Genomic DNA, 18426 nt, shown 5'->3' with positions numbered 1-18426 from the left:
CATGTGAGGAGTGTGGTGTGGGGAAACTGTGCGAAGTGGCCGGCCGGAAGGACGTCGTCGCCGCGGCATTCGCGTCGACGAAGACGCGCGAGGTAGTCGAGGTGGCGAGGGTGGGCCGGTGTGCGAGATGCGCGGCGTCCCCGGTTCGGGTGGAGGCGGTGACCAAGGTGGTGTCCCGAACGTTCACGGGTTACGACTGCTGGAAAGCGCCCGTGGAAGGTGGGCTGTGCACGTCCTGCGCCTGGGCCTACCGGCACCCGGATCTGCGCAGAAGCATGCATGTGGTCACCACACGACCAGCGATGAGGGCAGTGACCGCGGCGGATCTCGAACGGATCTTGTCGCGGCCACTTGATCCGGATACCGCCGTGGTGGTGCCCTTGCGGCCCGGCCGAAAGCACATCCTGCCGCACGCGCGGTGGGGCGGGATTGCTGTCGAGGACACGTGCCTGCCCTGGACGTCGCGTGATGTCGCGGCGGTGACAGCGATGCGTCGACTGCGGGCGCTGGGGTTCGGGGCCCGGATGCTCGCCGAGCCTGCGGCCCCGTATCCGGTGCTCGCCACGATCGCCCCCGGGCGGTGGCCGGCGGTCTTCGCGGACTGGGATCGTCTCGCCCCGTACCGCCAGGTCGGGCAGTGGTGGGAGCTTGCGCTGCGAGCCACCGTGTCGGCGAGTGCGAAAGGAACGAAATGACCAGCCCGACCGATCGATGGCTCGCTGCCGCACCGGCGGGGCTGCCGCCGCTCGAGGGTCCGGCGGCAACGGCTGAACGCCTGCTGCTGTTGCTGCACTACGGGATCGACTGGGATTCGGGATGGATCGGCCGGCGGCGGGAAACGTACTGGACCCAGCACCTGCCGAACCGTGTTCGGGTCGCCACCTATATCGGTGGCGGCGATCTCGACCGGTGGTGGTCGGTGGTCTCCCGGTCCCTCGAATCGGAACCGACGAACACCGACCAGCGGCTGGAGCTGGCGACGTTGCTGCGTGAGGAGTCCGAGCCGGTGCTGACGTTGCTGCGTGAGCGTCCCACCTCGTACGTGTTGCGCACGCGGATCGTCGCCGAAGCGGTGGCCGCCGCTCGGACTTCGGGAACGAAGAAATGATGAGGTCGACGGTGCGCTGGGATGTCGAGCTGACCGCGCTGTCCTCGATCTCCCAGAAGGGGGAGGACTCCGGAACGACGACGACACTGTTCCGGCGCGAGCCGGTGATCCAGCCGGACGGAAGGCCGGTGCTGGTGCCGATCGTGTCCGGAAACTCTCTACGCGGCGGGTTGCGCAGGATCGCTGAGGAGCTGTTCCGCGATGTCATCGGCTACGAAGGGCAGATCCCGCTCTCGGCGGCGCACGCGCTACGCAACGGAGGCTCTCTGACGAAGGTCACCGGCGACGGTCTGACCGGTCGTCGGCGGCATCGACTGCGGGAGCTGGTTCCCCCGATCGGGGTGTTCGGCGGCAACGGCGGAGGTCAGCCACCGATCGACGGTTGCCTGAGGGTGGGCAAGGTGGTCCCGCGGGTGCGTGAGACCGAGACGATCATGACCCGGGCATATGACGGCCGGTTGATGAGTCAGTTCGAGTTGGTCTCCCTGGAGAGCTACAGCCGATTCGACGACACCGACACCCGGACGTTCCCCGAATCCTCCGCGGGGGGCGGAGCCGGCAAGGATGTCGGCTCGTCGATGCTGATGCGATTCGAGGTCGAAACACTTCCTGCGGGAACCCGTTTCGAAACGTTCTTACGGCTGGACCGGGCCACCCCTCTCGAAATCTCGTTCTTCACCGATGTGTGGGGCAGATTCGCGCGTGACGGATTCCTCGGAGGGCGCAGCGCGATAGGTCACGGACGCGTCCGTGCCGAATCGGATCGGGTGGTGTTGGCCGGCCCGGACCCACAGACAGTGGACTGGCGCGTCGAGCTCGCACCACTGCGTGATGAGGTCATCGAAGCGTTGTGCTGGCTGACATGACGGGCACCGAGGAGATGGCACCGTTCGTTGTCCGGGCGCACCTGTCGTCGGGACTGGCGCACGCGACGCCGTGGGGAATCAGTCTCGACGGGATCCTCGCCGCCGAACTGTGGGCCGATCACAAGGCCGCGGCACTCGACCGAGGCGAGTATGTGCCGGCGCTGACACCCGAGTGCGCCCCGCCCGACCTCGCGCTGCCACTGGCTCGGTGCGAGCTCGCAGGCGAGGACTGGCATTGGTGTGCGACGTGCTCGTTCCCCGAGGACCCGGCCGGTGATCCCGTGGTGCGGCACTGGGCGTCGCGGGCCGATCACCGCGGGCTCGAGCAACTCAGTCACACGCTGCCGGCGGTGATCTCGGATCGACAGGGCCGCTACCGGGCCCGCTACATGCCCCTGATGATCACCAGCACTCGCACGGTCACCTGGCGCGGAGTCGGAGATCTCGACGCCGTCGCCAGGATCCTGGGTGGCCTGGATGTCATCGGCAAGAAACGGGCCCATGGTGAGGGCCGGGTCCTGAGGTGGGAGTTCGAACACTGCCCCGCCGCCGACCGGTGGGCGGCGGCGCACCTACATAGCGACGGCACTCTCGGGCGCACCACACCACCGGCCTGTCTGCCCGATCGACCCGAACCGGAATCGGCCGGCTTCGGGTTGGCTGGCCTGCGGCCGCCGTACATGCACCCGACCCGAATGCGGCAACTCCACCTACCTCGATGAGCCGCCGCGTGGTGCGGTTCGCCGACTATTCGGAACGCGGGAGGTCGGGCACAGCGACCGGTTCGGGCAGCGTCCAGCGAGCAAGTGGGGTATTCGATCCGTTCGGAGGATAGAGCGCGACCTCGGCGATCGACACGTCGTCGGTCAGCTTGTCCCCGATTCCGGGGAACAGGACGAGGCCTTCGGCGTGACCGTCGAGGGCGTTGTTCCCCATCGCGGTGGGGATGTTGCCCCAGGAATTATCGCCGGTGATGGTCTGTCCGCTGAGTGTGCGGACCTTCCAGTTGGTCGATGTCGCGTTCAGGGTTCCGGAGTCGACGTCGAGCACGATCGGGAACAACAGTATCCGCGGCTCCCCCATGGAGGTCTTTTCGATCAGCTGGGGCTCTTTCACCTCGATGCGGGCGGTGACGTCGGCGGCGGTAATAGTCTGAGCGGTTCCGCCGATGGTGTCCGAGTTATCCGACGAGATCGTGGTCCGGTTGGTTGCTGCGGTCGTGGTCGTAGATCCAGTGGTGGTCATCGCTGCCGAGGTAGCGGTCTGACTAGTGGGAGTGGCCTGTTCGTCGCCATTGCCGCACCCGGACAGGGTCAGTCCCAGTGCGGTGCAGGTAGTCACGGCAGCAATCGTGGTTCTGCGAATGATCATCGTTCATTTCCCTTTTCTCCCCTGGCTGACGGGCGCCCTGTGAACAGGGTCGTGGTCAGCCTCCATATGCGTGCCGGTTGTGGCGCGGACGACGTCATCGAGAGTAGCGGTGTGGGACCGGTGTCCTGGTCACGGGTGTCGCGGAATGGGTTGGTGTGGACTGTGACCGGCCGAGAACTAGGTCGGAGCGGCGTTTCCACCTGCCCTGATGAGTAGTTGATGGTTCGTCGAGCACGTTCCATTACGCGATGTCACTCACCACGTACGCCGCGGATCTTCCTCCCAGTGAAAACAACTCGCACTTCGCCGGAGAGGTCACCACGGATATGACAGACAACCCAATCGGACTGGCCCCGGATTGGTCGCTGGAACCTGGTGGGCGTCCCGGAGGTGCGAGTTCGTGTGGAGCTGTCCAGGTCAGGCGTTACCGTCCGCCTCACCGAGACACCATCTGCGGGAAAAGGGAGATGAGCGAGATGACCGATACCGACATACGGCCCAGGATCGAGTTGGACGCTCCGGAGTGGCGCGACTTCGCGCTCTGCCGAGTGACCGATCCGGAAGCGTTCTTCCCCGAAACGGGGGAGAACGGCCGCCCCGCGAAACGGGTGTGCGCGGGCTGCGAGGTTCGCGAGGCCTGCCTCGCCGAGGCACTCGCCCACGATGAGCGGTTCGGGATCTGGGGTGGGCTGACCGCGGCCGAGCGCCGCAAGCGATACCCGAAGCGTCGCCGGTGACCGCCATGGCCATGGACTTCGAACACACCAGCCAGGCCGAAGGGCGGCGAGGCACCAAAGCGATCCAACTCGCCCGGTACCTTTGGGATCGGGTCGTGCCCCGGCCGACCTGCTGTCACTATGGGCGCAACAGTTTCGCCGACTTGCGCGGCGGGTGGGCATTCATCCGCCACGTTTGGCAGGAGACCTGTTATGGCACAGCGAGTTTGCCGAAGCAGAAGACGCGGTGGGCGCGGGCGGAGCCTGAGCATCCCGCTGCTGCTCGCGCGCGCATGACGAGCGGGACTTGTGGATGTCGCCGACGCAGCCGGAGCCGGAGGCTGATGGGACCTGTTGTAATGGAGAACCGGCGAATGGGGGGGAAGCGATGAGTGACGCGTTCATCCTCGGCGTGGCATTGGCCTGCGGTGTAGGTGTTCTGGGGTTGGTGGTCGCCCTGTTCTGGGGAGCGGAGCCGAGCCGGACGTGCCGATGTGTAGTCGGCGGACACACCGAAGCGTGTGACGCTCGGTGGTCTTGACCAGCGTCGCTCGGGTCCTTGCCCGTCACGGTTGGTGGTGTCGGTGCTCAATCGAATGTGGGCAGGGTTGGTGTATCCAGCATGGCCGTGGACCCGAGCGGGGCCGGTTGTAGGAGGTTCGCCGCGATGGCGACCGCCCAATCACTCCTCGCCTTGGCCCGAGCGACACGCCGTGACACGCCCGATGCGGAATCAGTTCGCTATGATTCAGCGGTGCCGCTGGCGGCGCCGCTGTTACTGCACAACCTAATTCATCGGTGACACGGCCCTTCCGTCCGCGCTACGGTCATCGCATGCGTGATCTCCTCGAACAGTCCGTCCGCTACCTCGAAGCCCTCTCCGACGCCATCGTGGACGCGGCGCCCTCCACAGACGCCTCGTTCGTGGCTGAGTTCGCCGAAGCCCTCCGCGAGTGTGCGGAGGCGGTCAAGATAGCGCGCGAGGACATGATCGACGCCGGTCGCCCGATCAGCCCTGTCTACTCGCACCCCGGCGACGAGGACACACGGGAAGAACTCGCGTCGCGACTGACCGCGCACCTCTTTACCGGGTAGTCCGCTCCGCTTCTCGTTGAACCGCCCAATTACAACCTATTCGGCGGGGCCGAGAACCCGGATAGGTGGACTCAGGAGTACCTCCCATGTCACGGGCACCTCGTGGTCCGGGCTTTGCTGGGACCAGTAGCAATAGGAGTGATACGACGTCATCAGAGCGGTGCCAGGGGCGCGGAGCAGCTCCATGTTGGCCCGGAATCCGTCGTGATCGGTCTCCACCTGCCAGATCTTCGCTGCTTCAGTCGGATCGAAGGCAGTGCGGAAGGCGCGGGCCTCGTCGAGTGTGTCCACTGCGAAGGCAGATTGAAAACGAGACGGTGCGGTCGGAAAGTGTGCCCGACGCACGTTCTCCCATATCAGCTCGATCAGATGATCTGTGACTTGAAACTGAGCGGCCGCGTTGACGAAGTTAATCTCACCGTGCGCGGCAACGCCATCGGGAAACAGCACGTCGAGGTGCTGTTGCAGCGCTGTCGGTTCGACGTCGTCGAAGCGGGTGAGCCCGAGCGACAGTCCCTCGTGAAGGGTCCCTCTCCGGTCGACGGTGTAGAAGCGCGGCATTTCTGAAAACCTCTCTAGCTGTGAGTGATAGTCGACTCACCATCCGACCGCCCCCATCTCCTCATGGTCGAAATGGTGTCCACCAGGAGGGACGTACGTGCGGGCGGCGCTCGGCTGGTCAAGCGGTGGTATCGATGGTGACCTCGGCTCGGCCGTCGAGGGCAGCGAGCAGGTAGTGCGGGCAGGTGACCACTTGACGGGGCACGGGAATTGTGCGTCGAGTGCTGTCGAGGTAGAGACGATATGCGAGCTGACTTCCCCGGTGGACGCCGGTCGCTGGGTCGACGGCGCCGAGAAAGTACCCGTGCGGGGCGTCAACGGTGGAGAAGATCGTCCGCGCCCACTCGGCGGGCTCGGCGGGCGGCAAATACCGGGGCTCGCCCGTCTGCGCATCGACGGTGTGCACGATGACGGTGACAGTGAACCCGGTAGCCGCGGGGAACCACGCCTCGGCCGCGGCGCCGAACGGTGCGATGGACGTGTGGATCTGCAGCTCAATATTCGTTCCGGTGCGGGCCGCCGTGATGATGTGCGAATCTGCCCAGACGTCATCGGTGGCCAGGTGCGGCAGCGCTTGGTCGGAGTCGGTGTGGACGCTGCCGCGATCAGCGGGCATGGGCTTGTTTGTCCCGTTCTCGGATGATCTGGTCGGCCAGGCGGTACACCGCCAGTTCGTCGGGGATACCGACCTTGGTGGCGCGCTCTTGGGCTGCGATGAGCGCGATGACCTGCTTGTTCCCCTGTCTGCGATCTCGGTACAGGAACTGGTGGCGTCCCTCAGCGAGGTCCTCGAGCACCAACCACTGGAAGCGGTCGAGACTAGTGGCGATCTAGGCGATACGCACCCGCTTCGACTGGACTGTGCGCCACCGGTCAACCAGGTCCGATCCCCCGAGCAGTACACCGAGGACCATAGCGCAGATCGCTGTGATCATTCGGCGTCCCTTCTCGAGGCCACGGATTTCTTCGGATCACTGGTGACCACGCTCAGGGCGATGGTCGCCGCGATCGGGACAAACACGGTGAGCAGCAGGGGCAGCGAGAACTCGACACGGTCACCGCCCCGACGGCAGCGGCCGCGAAGGCGAGCACGGCGAGCAGCCAGAGGGCTCGGGCTGCCGAGGCCCGATGTGTGATCTGGGTGCCTGACCAGCGACGACCAGCACGGCGCCGAGCCAGAGAGTTCAAATGGGCATGGTGTGTGGCGGGTCCTTCCGACGTCGGAGAGCTTGAAGTCTCGTGGGACAGGGTGTCATGCCGCCGGTGACCGCCGTGGCCTCCCATTCACTCTTCGGATATCTGCGCAACCCAGTGATGATCGCTGTCGGTCACGATCGGCATAATCACCTGGTGCTGATGGCCTACATCGATGAGACCGGTGACACTGGATTGATCGCCAAGGGCGGTACCAACTGTTACGCGCTCGGTTGCGTCTTGATCGACGACTCGCAGTGGCCGGAAGCATTCGACAAGATGCTCGACTTTCGGCGGCGTTTGTCCAAGACGTACGGGATAAATCAGCGCTGGGAGCTGAAGGCGAACTACCTCATCCGCGGCGGAGGCCCGCTGAAGGCTCTCGCGTTGCCTCCGGGCATTCGGCATCTCGTCTACCGCGGCCATCTGAAGATGCTCCATGAAATCGGCGCACGCGCATTCACCGTGGTTGTCGACAAGGAGGCAACCAAACTCTCTGGTCAGGAGTGTTTCCACATGGCGTGGGAAACGTTGTTGAACCGCTTGGAGCGCACAAGCACCAAAGAGAAGTCGACGCTTATGATCCTTCATGACGAGGGTGAGGACCATGCGGTGCGAAGAGAATTTCGCAAGGCCCGACGGCATTTGACCGCGGGCAGCGCTTACGGTTCTGGCCAGATCAGGTCAAAGGGGACGCTGTTCCTGGACGATCCTGTGTCGCGGGCATCGCATAATTCGCAGTTAATCCAGACAGCGGACATGGTGGCGTACGCAGGTTGGAGAACGTACATGCCTCCGAGCAAGAAGGTGGCTGAGGTCTGCCCGTCGGACATGTGGCGTCACGTTGGTTTGGCGACGCACAGGGTGGTCAACAGTGTCACTCGCAACGGCGCGCCTGGCGTTGTCATACGGAAAAGATAAGGCCCCCCAGCTCGGCTGGGGGGCAGCTAGCGCCTAGCCAATCCATTGGGAAAGGTTGAGCGCTGTCGCCCACGTTACAGGGTTGTGTGCCAATACGGAGAATTTCAGCCCAGGGATTTGCTGATCGAGGTGGGGGCGACGATTGACAGACGAAGAGATCAACCAGTGGGTCAAGACCGTCGGACCGGCGCCCGACGACGTGTTCGCGAAGATCGTTCTGCGGTTCGCGAAGGCGGCACGCGAGGGGAATCTCAAGTTCGACGAAATTGATCCGCAATCAGGGGACAAATGATGATGTCAACCCTGCCCCCCGTTGCCTGCTCCGCGAACTGATCCGTCAACTCGGAACCGCCCCAGTCGACCCCAGGCTGTTGGCACTCCTCGAGCGGCAACGCCGAGAGGGACGACGCGATAGCCGCGGGAGATGGCTGAGGCAGACCTCGTGGTCGCGGGGGAGCTGCGCCGCTCTGAGCGCGCCGAAGAGGTCGACATCGCCCGCCAGTCGGCCTTCTGGACCAAGGTCCGTGGAATCGCGGCACTGGTGGCGGTCGCCACCTTGTGTGGTCTCCCTCCTCTTTTGTCAGCGCCGGCCTCCTGTGTGTGAGTACATATCGCGCACGCCTCCGCGCGATATTCGAGGATCCGGCGGCCTGCCCGTGGGGTGGGGTCAGATTTCATGACACCGACCCCTATATTCATGAGGTCCGCGCGTCGAGCGTGCGAAATCCCCAGAAAGATGCAGCGTGGGGAGACGAGCCAGGCTTATTGACAATGAGTCTCGGATCCTGCCCACAAGGACCAGGAGCGATCGGCAGCAAAGGTTTGGTTGCTCCCCCGGTCACGGCGCGAAGAACATGCGGTGGATGGTCACCGTGTCTTCGGGACCGTACGTGTGCGCCGCAAGCGTGGGGTCTGCGAAGCAGATGGTGAACTCGTGGTGACCCTTCACGGTGTCGTGCTTCTCCGAGAGTTTGGCGACGATATGACTCTGACGGTACGTTCGGCCGTCGTCGTCCGTGGTGTCGACCTCCACTAGCAGTGGTGCTTCGTCGGTGCTCTGGAAGTCGAGCAGATCGGACACGGTGAGCGTCGCGGACAGAATGCGAGTCGGAGACTCCTGGATCCGGGGGAGCATGGGTGAGTGCCTTTCGGTTCAGGTCGGTGAAGTTACTCAGACGTACCTGTGGCGCGGCGGAGGGCAACCACCTCGGCTTCGAGGGCGACGACCGCGTGGAACGTCGCCTCGGACACAGCATTGCTGTCCTTGCCGAACGTCTCGGCAGCCTGCCAGATGCGGGCGCTGTGCTCACCGCTGGGGCGCGGGATCTTGAAACCATGACTACTGAACGCCTGCGGTTCAGGACTGGTGCGCTGAATCAGATTCATGAGCGGCAGCGTAGACCTCACCTCCGACAACCTCTCCTCTTTAGATCAGGTCTCGATCGAACGGCTCGTCCGGGGGCGTGGCGGAAAACAGGATTGTGCCGCGGCCGGCGATGTTTGATCCCTCCGCGGGGCCCGCAGACGATCTTTCCGCGCGGTGCAGGGTGGGCGCTCGTCCCGCGTCCCCGGCACAGGGTGCGCCGGGGACGCGGGACGAGCGCAAAACCCCTATTTCTGCAGGTCAGACCGTATAATCGAGGAGTCTAATTCGGTAGCGAGACTGACCAACTCGCTCGACTCTGAAGGATTTTCTGTGGCTGATTTGGCGACTGCTGTGACGGTGTTGGATGCGAATGGGCGGGCTGGTGTTCCGTCGTTGTTGATCTCGGGTCCGGGTATGGGTAAGTCGAGTCTGGTTCGTGGGTTGGCGGCGTCGGACGGGGTGCTGTGCGAGACGGTCCTCGGGTCGTTGCGTGAACCGGCCGACTTCGCTGGCCTGCCGGTGGTGCGTGAGCACGGGGTGACGTTGGAGGCTCCGGACTGGGCGAAGCGCATTCACGCCGAGGGTGGCGGCTATCTGTTTCTGGACGAGTTGACGACGAGTCCGCCTGCGGTGCAGGCGGCGATGCTCGCGGTCGCGTTGGACCTGAAGGTCGGTGATCTGCAATTGCCGAAGGGAACGCGGGTGATTGCGGGTGCGAATCCTCCCGATTGCGCTGCCGGTGGGTACGAACTGGAAGCGCCATTGGCGAATCGGTTCTGCCATGTGGAGTTCACTCCGTCTGTTGACGAGTGGTTGGATGGTATGGCGACGGGGTGGGCTACGCCGCCCGCCTCGCGTGCGGTGGCGACGGACGAACAGCGCGTGGCGCTGGTGCGTAGTTCGATCACCGGATATGTCCAGCGCAACCCGGAAGCGTTGGACGCGTTCCCGTCGTCGGCGGCGCAGACCGGGGGAGCGTGGCCGTCGCGCCGCACATGGGCGATGTTGGCGGCGGTGTTGCCGCATCTGCGTGACGACGACAACGCGGCGATCAATGCGGTGGTGTTCGGGCTGATCGGTGAGGGGACCGGTGTCGAGTTCCTGGAATGGCGCAGGAATGCCGATCTGCCCGACCCGGTGGCGGTGATCGAGAATCCGGAAACGGCGTTCGACTGGCAGTCTCGTCCGGACCTGGTGTGGGCAGTTCTGTCGGGTGTGACGGCGTGGGCTGCGGGGCGGGGCACTGTCGAGGCGTGGCGCAGCGCGTGGGGGCCGCTGATCGCGGCTGCGGAAGCGGGTGCACCTGATGTGGCGGGCGCTGCGGCGCGGACGTTGGCGAAGGCGCGGCCCGCCAAGGCTGTGGTTCCGGCTGCGGCGAAACGGTTCTCCCCGATGTTGGTGGCTGCGGGTCTGGTCGGTGAGGCGGCGTGAGCGCGGTGCGGGTACTCGACCCGGACGAGTTGCGCCCGTTTCGGTTGGCCCGGTTGGTCTCTGCCGAACAGATGCCGTACTTCATGCGGGCGTTGTTCGCGGCGCAACCTGTGGCTGCGCCGGGGCTGGGCACGTTCGCGGTGGATGCGCAGTGGCGGTTGTATCTTGATCCGGCATTGCTGGTCGGTGCGAACGCCTGGCCGGTCCCGGTGGCGGGTGCGGTCCTGTTGCACGAAGTAGGGCACCTGCTGCGGGCACATGCCGCGCGCGCCGCGTCCTTGCCGAAACCGGTCCAGCACCTGGCGTGGAACTACGCCGCCGATGCGGAAATCAACGATGACCTTCTCGCGGCCGGTGTCGGACTGCCCGAAGGGGTGATCACCCCGGAGTCGTTCGGCTGCGCATCGGGAGGCATTGCGGAGGACTACTACACGAACCTGGTCGATCCGTCTGCCTCTCCATCTCCGAACGCACCCGCAGACGGCGACGGTGATCCGGGGTGCGGGTCCGGTGCGGGGTGCCCTGCCGTGCCCGGCGAGTTGGGTGCGGCAGGGAATGAGGTCACCGAAGGTCTCGACGGCGCGGAGGCAGACCTGGTGCGGCGGTACGTCGCGCAGGCCGTTCGTGAGTCTTCGGGAAAGGGCAGGGGGAGCGCCCCGGCCGGGCTGGTGCGGTGGGCCGGTGAGGTACTGGCACCGCCGACCGTGGCGTGGGATCGGTTGCTGCGTGCGGCGATCCGGCGCGTCTTGGCGGATCAGGCGGGGCGGACGAACTACACGTATTCGCGGCCGTCGCGGCGCGGGATCCCGGGCATAGTCGCTCCGGCGATGCGCGGCCCGTCGATCACGGTCTCGATTGTGGTCGACACCTCGGGATCGATGTCGGCAGACGATCTGGATGCGGCGATGAGTGAGGTTGCCGGGGTGCTGCGGGCTGGCGGTGTGTCACGGGATCGGGTGCGGATTCTGGCCTGTGACGCGTCGAGCACAACGGCGCAGCCGGTTCGGTCCATCGCGGACGTGAAACTGATCGGCGGCGGCGGCACCGACATGCGGGTGGGTATCGACGCCGCCAATGCTGCGCGTCCGCAGCCGCATGTGGTGATCGTCCTGACGGACGGGGATACGCCGTGGCCGGATCGCCCGTCGCGGTCGCATCTGGTGTGCGCGGTGATCGGCAGCGACACGGCTGCGGCACGTACACCGTCGTGGGCATCGACGGTGTACGTGCCGGTCGGCGCGGGAGCGCGTGCATGAGCGCGGCAGGAAACGGCGACCTGGTCCGCTACGCCGACCGAGTGTTGGCCGGTACCGGGATCACCGCGAACCAGGTCGCGGCGGTAGTGGCAGGTGCGGCGACCGATGCGGCGGCGACGGCACTGCGCGCCGGTTGGCGCTGTGCCGCGAATCCGGTGCAGGGAAGCGACGAGGAGCGGGGAGCTGCATGAGCGTGGAATGGTTCGACCTCGCTCAGCGACTCTATGCCGCCGAAACCCGGTCGCCGGTCGCCTCGGCTCACGCACACCACGTTCGCGGCGTCCACGGCGGCGCTGGCGGTGCGCGCGGTGGCACGTGGCGGCAGCGTCACCGTGTCAGTGGCCGGGTTCGAGGGCCGCGAGGAACGCGCCCGCGACGTGGATGCCCTGGGACTGCTGGCCGCACACGGCGGCACCATCGTGGGGCGATGCGACCCGGCACCGTTGCTCACCGACGACACCGGCACCCTGCCCGCGCTGGTGACCCTGGCGCGGGCGCACGCACACCACCCGGACCCGCAGGTGGCCGGAGCGGCGGCCATGGTGGCGTGGTGGGCGGATCGGGCAGACCATCCCGGCACGTCGGCGGTGGTGAATCTGGTGGCCGCGTCGTCGGCGCGGTACGTCCTCGGCACCACCCCGGAGGCCGAACGATCGGCGACCACGTGGCGGCAGTGGCTGCGCATCTGCGATGACGGCGTCAGCGGCTTGCATGAGTGGGCCGCGAAGATCAGCGGCGGGCCGCTGCTACCACTACTGGAGCCGATTCACGAGGACGACCGCTATTCGTGGGACCGCGCGCTGTCGGCAGCGACGGCCGGGCATGACTGGTCGCGTCCGGACAACACTGCCAGCGCCGCCATGGGACTGCGCACCCGATGCGATGCCGCCGAGTTGAAATCTGCCGCCCTGCTCGATGATCCGCTCTGGCGGCAACGCGCAGTCCATACCGGGCACGTGGCGGTCGGGGTGGCATCGGTGACCCCGCCGCCGAAAGGGTCGCGTCGGCGCAACGCATCGCTGTCGGTGACCTGTGATCGGCTCGATTCACGGTTACGCGTCGGATCCGAGGTCACCGGCTGGATGGGCACCCCAGCGGACAAGCCCTTCGAGCGGTTCTTTGTCGAGGTCACCTCGGCACAGGTCGTAGAGGGAAAATTAGTCCTCGGTCTCGGCTCGGTCGGCGCACACGCCCCCGCACCGGGAGCAAGGGTGTGCTTGATGCCTGGGCCGCCGTCCCCGCAGACGATGCGCGCGGGTCGGGGCCGATACTGGCGGCTCTACCGTGCCCGCCGTTCCTGGCTCTCCACCGGCCAAACACCGGTCGCTGCGCGGCGTGAGGTTCCCCTCGACGTGCTGATCGCGGGCGCAGAGGACTAGCCCCGGCAGCCTGCACCACAACCCAAAAACTCCTGCTTCACATCACCTTTCGTGAAAGGTTGCACCGTCATGCGCATCCTCGCCCCCCGACCCGATATCCCCAAACCGGCACCCTCGAGCGCACCGGCACCCAGGCCGAGCGCGCCGTCGCTCACGCAGTGGCCGGGATCGCAGATCATGTCCGATCCGATCACCGCACGTGTGCTGTTCTCGGTGTGGTCCGGTGATCCCGCCGTCGTCGTCCCGTCGCCACCCGGTGCGGGCAAGACCCGACTGGTTGCCCTGCTCGCGGCGGCATTGGCGCACCGCGGCGATCTGCGTGTCGGCATCGCGGCCCAGACCCGCGAACAGGCAGTGGAGATTGCGCGGCGCCTCGGCACCCTCACCGATCGCGCTGCACTGATGTGGAAAACGAAACCGCCGAAACCCGACAGCGGCGAGACGCCAGCGGTGTCGGGGCAGAAGGTGCGGTGGCCCGGCGACGTGGGCGCGATCCTGATCGGCACGACCGCCCGATGGCTGTTCTCGGACCCCGACCGGGTCGGCGCCGACGTGCTGATCGTCGACGAATCGTGGCAATGCACCTACGCCGATCTGGGCGCACTCGGCGCCATGGCAAGGCAGGTGGTCTGTGTGGGCGATCCCGGTCAGATCGATCCGGTGGTGACCGGCGACGTGTCGCGATGGGACGGCAGCGATACCGCCCCGAACCTGCCGGGACCGATCGCGCTGCAAGCCGCACACGGCGACGCTGTGGGCGTGGTCCGGCTGCGCCACACCTGGCGCTTCGGAGCGGACACCACCGCCCTGATCGGGCCGTTGTTCTACCCCGACCTGCCGTTTACCTCCCGACGACCACCGGAGCACCTGACCGACGCTGGCGGAGTCGTGCCCGAGTTGGCGCACCGCCCGGTCACGGTCTGCGGTGGCCCGTCCGATCCGGCGCTGGTGACCGCGTGCGCACAGCGGGCGCGGGAGCTGCTCGACGCCGTCCTGGTCACCGCCGAGGACCAGCGACCGATGAGCGCCGCCGATATCGCGGTGGTGGTTCCCCACGTGACGCAGGCGGCGGCGATCCGCGCCCTCCTGTCCGATCACCCGGACGTGCTGGTCGGCACCGCGAACTCACTGCAAGGGCTCGAGCGTGCCGCTGTGGTGGTGCTGCATCCGCTGGCCGGATACCGCACCGCCGAACCGTTCAGCCTCGATCCGGGCCGCGCCTGCGTGATGCTCTCCCGCCACCGCGCCCACATGAGCGTCGTCATCGATGACGCGAGCGCCGAGGTACTCGCCAACACCGAACCCTCGACCGCGCACGCCACCAATACCGCCCTGTTGGCCGCGCTGCACCGCACTCCCGCTGTGTAGCAACTCAAAAGGAAAGGGATTTACGCAATGTCCGATGAAATCATGACCGCATACCACGCAGAACGACTGGCGGACGTCGACTCACCAGCCCAGCTGGCAGCCGCATTCGCGGGGAGGATCCGACCGAACTTCACCTACGAGTACGACGACGATTCTCAGGTCCACGACAACGGCGTCCGCGCGTTGCGGGCAGGGGACGGGCTGATCACCTACGCCCGAATCTGCAATACCGATCAGGAGGAGGCCATGACGGTCTTCGGGGACTTCCTCGGCGATCTGCACCATCTGGCCGATGCGATGGGCGTCGACTGGGACGAAGCACAGCGAAGGGGAGCGGTCCACTACACCGCCGAGTTGTACGGCGCGGATTAAAGGGAACTGACGGCTGGACGGTCCCAAGGACCCGTTCGGCCGGCAGTCCCCGGCACCGGGTGCGCCGGGGACCGGTACTTCCCGATTCGCCTGTGGCCATCACCCGCATCGACCGCGCTGATTGATGCGTGTCACTCTGCGGGCCCACCTGCGTTTCATTCCGCGTGTCGACCTGCGTGTCAAAATGCGTGCAGACACGCGAGTAAAGATGCGTGTGATTCGGCGAGTCCTTCTCTAGCATGAATGCCGAAGGTCCCGGAAATACGCGGCCGTAGGCGGGTTGGTCAGTGGCCGTCCCGGAGTGCAGCAGAGGAGCGAGGCATGGTGCAGGCCGGAAAGCGGAAGGGCGCTCGCCAGCGTCCGACGGGGGTGGGGAACGGACGTGCAGTGCGATCGCAGGATGAAGTTCTCAGCGCAGGAGGAGATTCCGACGTGATGGCACCGACCGTGGGGGCGCTAGCGAAGCTGGAACCGCGGAGGGGTCCGACCAAAGTGCAACTCAATACTCGGGTTCTGGCCTCGACGGAGGCGCGGCTGAACTGGCTGGTGAAGAACCGCAACTTCTCGGTTACCAGCGTGGTTGACGTGGCCCTGCAGGAGTTGTTCGACCGCCACCACGTACCGCCGGCGGACATCGAGGGCCGGATCGTGGAGCAGTAAACGTGACCCGTCCGTGGGAGCAGATTGCACTGTTCGACCTGCACGAACCAGCACCTCCCGCACCCGCCCCGGAGCCTGGCGACGATGCCACCGAGATTGCACCGGAGGAAACAGCTCCAGCGGAACCAGCTTCGGCGGAACCGACGACAACCGCCGCTGCCGCAAATCTGCTGAATGCATCGGCGACCGAGCCGGCGGCAACACCACCCGCACCGGTATGGGAGGCATTGCCCGCAGGAGAGGAAGCCGATGGCCATGCGTTGATCGTGACCGCCGACGGGACCTACACGCCGTCCGGGCGGGAACTGACCGGTTCGGTCGATTCGGTCGAGAAGCTGGACAAGCTGATCCGCTGGGCCGCGCTGACACCGTTGGGCGCCCCCGCACAGATCTGGGTCGTCGGACAGGCCGCGTGCGAACTGCTCGGGTGGATCATCGACCCCGGCAGCGAAGACGACGTCGACGACATGGAAGCCCTTCGCAACCGCGCCGCCCAAGAACTGACCGCCGTCCTCCACGCCACCCTCACCCCACTGCTGAATGCAGGGTGGGAACTCCGTGGCGAACCGGGGCACGTGGTGCACCTGTCCCGCTCGATCGGGAACTTCACCTCCATGGTCGATGTGGTGATCGAACCGTACGTGTGGACCTACTGGAACAAGGACTTCGGTTGGCACAACCGCGTCGGCGACATGGGCATCCTCGGCTCACCCACCGCCGGAACGTATCTCCCGGACGACGACCTGTCGGCGGCACGTGAACTCGGTCGCCGGTTGGCCTGGTGCGCCAAGCACCTCGGGGTGCTCCCGGGACCGACGCCCGCCCGGACCGGCGCCGCCCTCGTCGACAAGATCAAGCGTGAACGCACCCGCAGCGGCAAAGGCATCGTCGTCACCGCACCCGGCTCGGTTCCACCCCTGGACGGCCCGCCGCGGGGAGATCTCGAACCTGCTGTCGGCTGGACCCGCGTCCCGGAGTCTGACGACCTCGACAACGCCCACCGGTTGGTCTCGATTGACCAACGCGCCGCCTACCTCGCCTCCGCGGGCATGCTCGAATTCGGCTACGGGCAGCCCACACACCTGACCGGGGACGCGGCGGCCACTGCGGCGGTGGGGGAGAAGGGTGCACCGTTCGGGCTGTGGCGGATCACCCTGCCGCCCGGGCAAACACTTTCGCTGCCCGAGAAGCTACCTCTGCCGCACCCCCACATGCTCGCGGACCAACCGGTACAGACCTGGGTGACCACGGTCAGCCTCGACGGGCTGTGCTCACCAGTGGCAGACGGAGGAATCGGCGCCGACCGGGGCGACCTCGACATCACCGAGGCCTGGGTCTACCCACAGCAGGGCCGGGCGCTGGACAAGTGGGCCAAAATCCTGCGCGAGGCCCGCAAGGCCGCGGTCGATACCGAAGACGACGCGACGAAGCGGTTCCTCGGCACCTGTTACAAGGGCTACATCGGGCGAATGGTCAACCCGGACATGTGGACTGCGAAGCAGATGCAACATCACCACCAACCGCTCTGGCGGGCGTCGATCATCGCGCACTGCCGGTGGCGCGGCCGCCGTGTCGCGATGCGGATTGCCCGCGAGCACGGCCGCTGGCCGGTCCGCACCGTCACCGACTCCTGGGTGTACCTCCTCGCCGGCGGTGAGGACATCGCCGACGCAAGCGAGGCGCTGGGGAAGATGTCGGTCGAGAAGGACGTGGTCCTCACCGACACCCTCCTGTCCGCCTTCACTTCGGCGCAGGACGTTCACGAGGTGAACCTCGCGATCAAGGCCGCCTTCGCCGACAACGAGGACGCCGCCGGCGACGAAGAGGAAGGGGAGGACTGATGGCCCTGCATCTCCCGAAGCCGCGCACCAAGAAGCCCGCGCAGGAGGCGGTCGGCCTCGACGGACTCAAGGTTACCGTTGCCAACGCCGCCACCAGCGGTGTCGAGAAGTCGAAGCAGGTCAAGAGTGGGGGACTCGCCGGGTTGACCAGCAAGGTCTCGGTCAAGCAGTTGCGCAAGGAACTCGGCAACGAGGGCCTGCGGCAGGCGGCGATCGATGCCGGCCGCACACCCCCATCGGCTCGCACGTTGCGCCGGTGGGCGCAGCAAGGCCGGATCCCCCACCCGGACGTCCTCGAGCGAGCCCAGCGCCGTGCCGCGATCGAACGCCTCGGCGGTGTCGATGCCGTGGCCGCCAAGATCGGCCGGTCCCGCTCCGCCGTGTCCCGGTACCGGTCCGGTGAAACGAACGAGTTGCGTGCCGACGCGAGCAAGAAACTCCGCAACGTGAAGGCGCAGGACATCATGAAACGCGCCGGCGTGTTGCGACCGGACGGAACACCGAAGAAGGCCGTCATCCGGGTCAAGGGCGGTGTCATGGTGCGCAACGGCGCCGACGAGGGATACGACTACCGGGTCCGCACCCTGGATTTCGCGAACTCCGACACACCGTTCACCAGTGAAGAGTCCCGCGAACTGGCCGCCGCACTGGCCAACGACGATCACGCCCGCGTCGTGGCACTGCTCGAGCGGCACGCCACCCTCGACTACCCCGAGAACAAGGGTTTCGACAAGTACAGCGACCAGTTCGGATTCCACTTCGACCACATCGACTCCGTCCACATCGACTGGATCTAACAGTCCTCCACTACCTCGGCTGGCCGCGCCGAAGGTCCACCGGGCTGCTAGGGCATGTCTCCCAATAACTTGAGCCACTCGACGATGCCGGCGAGCAGGAATCCGGCGCGGTAGGTGAGGGCGA

The 18426-nt window shown here is 66.2% G+C and carries 23 protein-coding genes; 17 read left to right on the top strand and 6 right to left on the bottom strand.

Going from position 1 to position 18426, the window contains the following annotated elements:
- Positions 1-17 precede the first annotated feature (17 nt).
- The 4 genes from MLGJGCBP_RS31215 to MLGJGCBP_RS31200 are packed head-to-tail and all read left to right on the top strand — an operon-like array spanning position 18 to position 2696.
- On the top strand, positions 18-695 hold the full coding sequence (locus MLGJGCBP_RS31215; protein WP_007299947.1) for a hypothetical protein: 678 nt from the start codon (positions 18-20) through the stop codon (positions 693-695).
- On the top strand, positions 692-1108 hold the full coding sequence (locus MLGJGCBP_RS31210; protein ID WP_007299946.1) for a hypothetical protein: 417 nt from the start codon (positions 692-694) through the stop codon (positions 1106-1108). The genes MLGJGCBP_RS31215 and MLGJGCBP_RS31210 overlap by 4 nt, the downstream gene beginning before the upstream one ends.
- The gene (locus MLGJGCBP_RS31205) at positions 1105-1974 is read left to right on the top strand and encodes an RAMP superfamily CRISPR-associated protein (RefSeq protein ID WP_012686783.1); all 870 of its coding nucleotides are present in this window, start codon (positions 1105-1107) and stop codon (positions 1972-1974) included. The genes MLGJGCBP_RS31210 and MLGJGCBP_RS31205 overlap by 4 nt, the downstream gene beginning before the upstream one ends.
- Positions 1971-2696, top strand: a complete 726-nt coding sequence (locus MLGJGCBP_RS31200; protein ID WP_007299944.1) for a hypothetical protein — start codon at positions 1971-1973, stop codon at positions 2694-2696. The genes MLGJGCBP_RS31205 and MLGJGCBP_RS31200 overlap by 4 nt, the downstream gene beginning before the upstream one ends.
- Positions 2697-2721: 25 nt before the next feature.
- Here MLGJGCBP_RS31200 and MLGJGCBP_RS31195 read toward each other — a convergent pair whose 3' ends face one another.
- Positions 2722-3345 carry a hypothetical protein gene (locus tag MLGJGCBP_RS31195; RefSeq protein WP_043827263.1) on the bottom strand — a complete coding sequence of 208 codons (624 nt, stop codon included), beginning with the start codon at positions 3343-3345 and terminating at the stop codon, positions 2722-2724.
- A gap of 476 nt (positions 3346-3821) precedes the next feature.
- On the opposite strand from MLGJGCBP_RS31195, the gene MLGJGCBP_RS31190 reads away from it, so the two are divergent.
- Together MLGJGCBP_RS31190 and MLGJGCBP_RS31185 are read left to right on the top strand one after the other, a co-directional pair.
- The gene (locus tag MLGJGCBP_RS31190) at positions 3822-4082 is read left to right on the top strand and encodes a WhiB family transcriptional regulator (protein ID WP_269454487.1); all 261 of its coding nucleotides are present in this window, start codon (positions 3822-3824) and stop codon (positions 4080-4082) included.
- 813 nt (positions 4083-4895) lie between these two features.
- Positions 4896-5156: a hypothetical protein gene (locus MLGJGCBP_RS31185; RefSeq protein ID WP_007299941.1), complete on the top strand. Its 261-nt coding sequence runs from the start codon at positions 4896-4898 to the stop codon at positions 5154-5156.
- A 36-nt stretch (positions 5157-5192) separates the two neighbouring features.
- On the opposite strand, the gene MLGJGCBP_RS31180 is transcribed toward MLGJGCBP_RS31185, so the two are convergent.
- From MLGJGCBP_RS31180 to MLGJGCBP_RS52125, 3 genes are all read right to left on the bottom strand, one after another.
- Positions 5193-5717 (bottom strand): DUF2441 domain-containing protein, encoded by a 525-nt coding sequence (locus tag MLGJGCBP_RS31180; RefSeq protein ID WP_007299940.1) that lies wholly within the window; start codon positions 5715-5717, stop codon positions 5193-5195.
- 118 nt (positions 5718-5835) lie between these two features.
- On the bottom strand, positions 5836-6333 hold the full coding sequence (locus MLGJGCBP_RS31175; protein WP_007299939.1) for a hypothetical protein: 498 nt from the start codon (positions 6331-6333) through the stop codon (positions 5836-5838).
- Complete coding sequence (locus tag MLGJGCBP_RS52125) at positions 6323-6514, bottom strand: hypothetical protein (RefSeq protein WP_231869096.1); 192 nt, start codon at positions 6512-6514, stop codon at positions 6323-6325. Before MLGJGCBP_RS52125 ends, MLGJGCBP_RS31175 begins: the two co-directional genes overlap by 11 nt.
- A gap of 457 nt (positions 6515-6971) precedes the next feature.
- Between MLGJGCBP_RS52125 and MLGJGCBP_RS31165 the strand changes: the two genes are divergently transcribed.
- Both MLGJGCBP_RS31165 and MLGJGCBP_RS50725 read left to right on the top strand, forming a co-directional pair.
- Positions 6972-7832: a DUF3800 domain-containing protein gene (locus tag MLGJGCBP_RS31165; RefSeq protein WP_148222645.1), complete on the top strand. Its 861-nt coding sequence runs from the start codon at positions 6972-6974 to the stop codon at positions 7830-7832.
- 142 nt (positions 7833-7974) lie between these two features.
- A complete protein-coding gene (locus MLGJGCBP_RS50725) occupies positions 7975-8124 on the top strand; it encodes a hypothetical protein (protein WP_007299937.1) in 150 nt (49 codons plus the stop codon).
- 546 nt (positions 8125-8670) lie between these two features.
- Here MLGJGCBP_RS50725 and MLGJGCBP_RS31160 read toward each other — a convergent pair.
- Both MLGJGCBP_RS31160 and MLGJGCBP_RS31155 read right to left on the bottom strand, forming a co-directional pair.
- Entirely contained in the window at positions 8671-8967 is a 297-nt protein-coding gene (locus tag MLGJGCBP_RS31160) for a hypothetical protein (RefSeq protein ID WP_007299935.1), read from the bottom strand.
- A 32-nt stretch (positions 8968-8999) separates the two neighbouring features.
- Positions 9000-9218: a hypothetical protein gene (locus MLGJGCBP_RS31155; protein ID WP_007299934.1), complete on the bottom strand. Its 219-nt coding sequence runs from the start codon at positions 9216-9218 to the stop codon at positions 9000-9002.
- 310 nt (positions 9219-9528) lie between these two features.
- Here MLGJGCBP_RS31155 and MLGJGCBP_RS31150 point away from each other — a divergent pair, with 310 nt between their 5' ends.
- From MLGJGCBP_RS31150 to MLGJGCBP_RS31110, 9 genes are all read left to right on the top strand, one after another.
- Positions 9529-10629 (top strand): ATP-binding protein, encoded by a 1101-nt coding sequence (locus MLGJGCBP_RS31150; RefSeq protein WP_012686791.1) that lies wholly within the window; start codon positions 9529-9531, stop codon positions 10627-10629.
- Positions 10626-11885 (top strand): vWA domain-containing protein, encoded by a 1260-nt coding sequence (locus tag MLGJGCBP_RS31145; RefSeq protein ID WP_012686792.1) that lies wholly within the window; start codon positions 10626-10628, stop codon positions 11883-11885. The genes MLGJGCBP_RS31150 and MLGJGCBP_RS31145 overlap by 4 nt, the downstream gene beginning before the upstream one ends.
- Positions 11882-12076 (top strand): hypothetical protein, encoded by a 195-nt coding sequence (locus MLGJGCBP_RS31140; RefSeq protein WP_007299931.1) that lies wholly within the window; start codon positions 11882-11884, stop codon positions 12074-12076. Before MLGJGCBP_RS31145 ends, MLGJGCBP_RS31140 begins: the two co-directional genes overlap by 4 nt.
- Before the next feature lie 33 nt (positions 12077-12109).
- On the top strand, positions 12110-13264 hold the full coding sequence (locus MLGJGCBP_RS31135) for a hypothetical protein (protein WP_236581470.1): 1155 nt from the start codon (positions 12110-12112) through the stop codon (positions 13262-13264).
- Between the two features lie 69 nt (positions 13265-13333).
- Positions 13334-14632, top strand: coding sequence for an AAA family ATPase (locus MLGJGCBP_RS31130; protein ID WP_007299929.1), 1299 nt, complete (start codon positions 13334-13336; stop codon positions 14630-14632).
- 27 nt (positions 14633-14659) lie between these two features.
- Positions 14660-15004, top strand: a complete 345-nt coding sequence (locus tag MLGJGCBP_RS31125) for a hypothetical protein (protein ID WP_007299928.1) — start codon at positions 14660-14662, stop codon at positions 15002-15004.
- Positions 15005-15247: 243 nt separating this feature from the next.
- Positions 15248-15664, top strand: coding sequence for a hypothetical protein (locus MLGJGCBP_RS54395; protein WP_373418959.1), 417 nt, complete (start codon positions 15248-15250; stop codon positions 15662-15664).
- A 2-nt stretch (positions 15665-15666) separates the two neighbouring features.
- Positions 15667-17505, top strand: coding sequence for a hypothetical protein (locus MLGJGCBP_RS31115; protein ID WP_160100505.1), 1839 nt, complete (start codon positions 15667-15669; stop codon positions 17503-17505).
- Positions 17505-18302, top strand: a complete 798-nt coding sequence (locus MLGJGCBP_RS31110; RefSeq protein WP_007299925.1) for a hypothetical protein — start codon at positions 17505-17507, stop codon at positions 18300-18302. The genes MLGJGCBP_RS31115 and MLGJGCBP_RS31110 overlap by 1 nt, the downstream gene beginning before the upstream one ends.
- Positions 18303-18426: the final 124 nt, after the last annotated feature.

The organism is Rhodococcus sp. T7 (assembly GCF_009872365.1).
Taxonomy (GTDB): Bacteria; Actinomycetota; Actinomycetes; order Mycobacteriales; family Mycobacteriaceae; genus Rhodococcus_F.
Note: the sequence above shows the minus strand (reverse complement) of the source record. Positions and strands in the feature narration are given on the sequence as shown.

Bases quoted from the DNA above. Each gene is read 5' to 3' on its own strand.
- MLGJGCBP_RS31155 (WP_007299934.1), bottom strand. From the start codon at position 9,218: ATGAATCTGATTCAGCGCACCAGTCCTGAACCGCAGGCGTTCAGTAGT.
- MLGJGCBP_RS31210 (WP_007299946.1), top strand. From the start codon at position 692: ATGACCAGCCCGACCGATCGATGGCTCGCTGCCGCACCGGCGGGGCTG.
- MLGJGCBP_RS31195 (WP_043827263.1), bottom strand. From the start codon at position 3,345: ATGATCATTCGCAGAACCACGATTGCTGCCGTGACTACCTGCACCGCA.
- MLGJGCBP_RS54395 (WP_373418959.1), top strand. From the start codon at position 15,248: ATGCCGAAGGTCCCGGAAATACGCGGCCGTAGGCGGGTTGGTCAGTGG.
- MLGJGCBP_RS31180 (WP_007299940.1), bottom strand. From the start codon at position 5,717: ATGCCGCGCTTCTACACCGTCGACCGGAGAGGGACCCTTCACGAGGGA.
- MLGJGCBP_RS31135 (WP_236581470.1), top strand. From the start codon at position 12,110: ATGCCGCCGAAACCCGGTCGCCGGTCGCCTCGGCTCACGCACACCACG.
- MLGJGCBP_RS31190 (WP_269454487.1), top strand. From the start codon at position 3,822: ATGACCGATACCGACATACGGCCCAGGATCGAGTTGGACGCTCCGGAG.
- MLGJGCBP_RS31205 (WP_012686783.1), top strand. From the start codon at position 1,105: ATGATGAGGTCGACGGTGCGCTGGGATGTCGAGCTGACCGCGCTGTCC.
- MLGJGCBP_RS31175 (WP_007299939.1), bottom strand. From the start codon at position 6,333: ATGCCCGCTGATCGCGGCAGCGTCCACACCGACTCCGACCAAGCGCTG.
- MLGJGCBP_RS31185 (WP_007299941.1), top strand. From the start codon at position 4,896: ATGCGTGATCTCCTCGAACAGTCCGTCCGCTACCTCGAAGCCCTCTCC.
- MLGJGCBP_RS31200 (WP_007299944.1), top strand. From the start codon at position 1,971: ATGACGGGCACCGAGGAGATGGCACCGTTCGTTGTCCGGGCGCACCTG.
- MLGJGCBP_RS31110 (WP_007299925.1), top strand. From the start codon at position 17,505: ATGGCCCTGCATCTCCCGAAGCCGCGCACCAAGAAGCCCGCGCAGGAG.
- MLGJGCBP_RS31130 (WP_007299929.1), top strand. From the start codon at position 13,334: ATGCGCATCCTCGCCCCCCGACCCGATATCCCCAAACCGGCACCCTCG.
- MLGJGCBP_RS31140 (WP_007299931.1), top strand. From the start codon at position 11,882: ATGAGCGCGGCAGGAAACGGCGACCTGGTCCGCTACGCCGACCGAGTG.
- MLGJGCBP_RS31160 (WP_007299935.1), bottom strand. From the start codon at position 8,967: ATGCTCCCCCGGATCCAGGAGTCTCCGACTCGCATTCTGTCCGCGACG.
- MLGJGCBP_RS31165 (WP_148222645.1), top strand. From the start codon at position 6,972: ATGCCGCCGGTGACCGCCGTGGCCTCCCATTCACTCTTCGGATATCTG.
- MLGJGCBP_RS31125 (WP_007299928.1), top strand. From the start codon at position 14,660: ATGTCCGATGAAATCATGACCGCATACCACGCAGAACGACTGGCGGAC.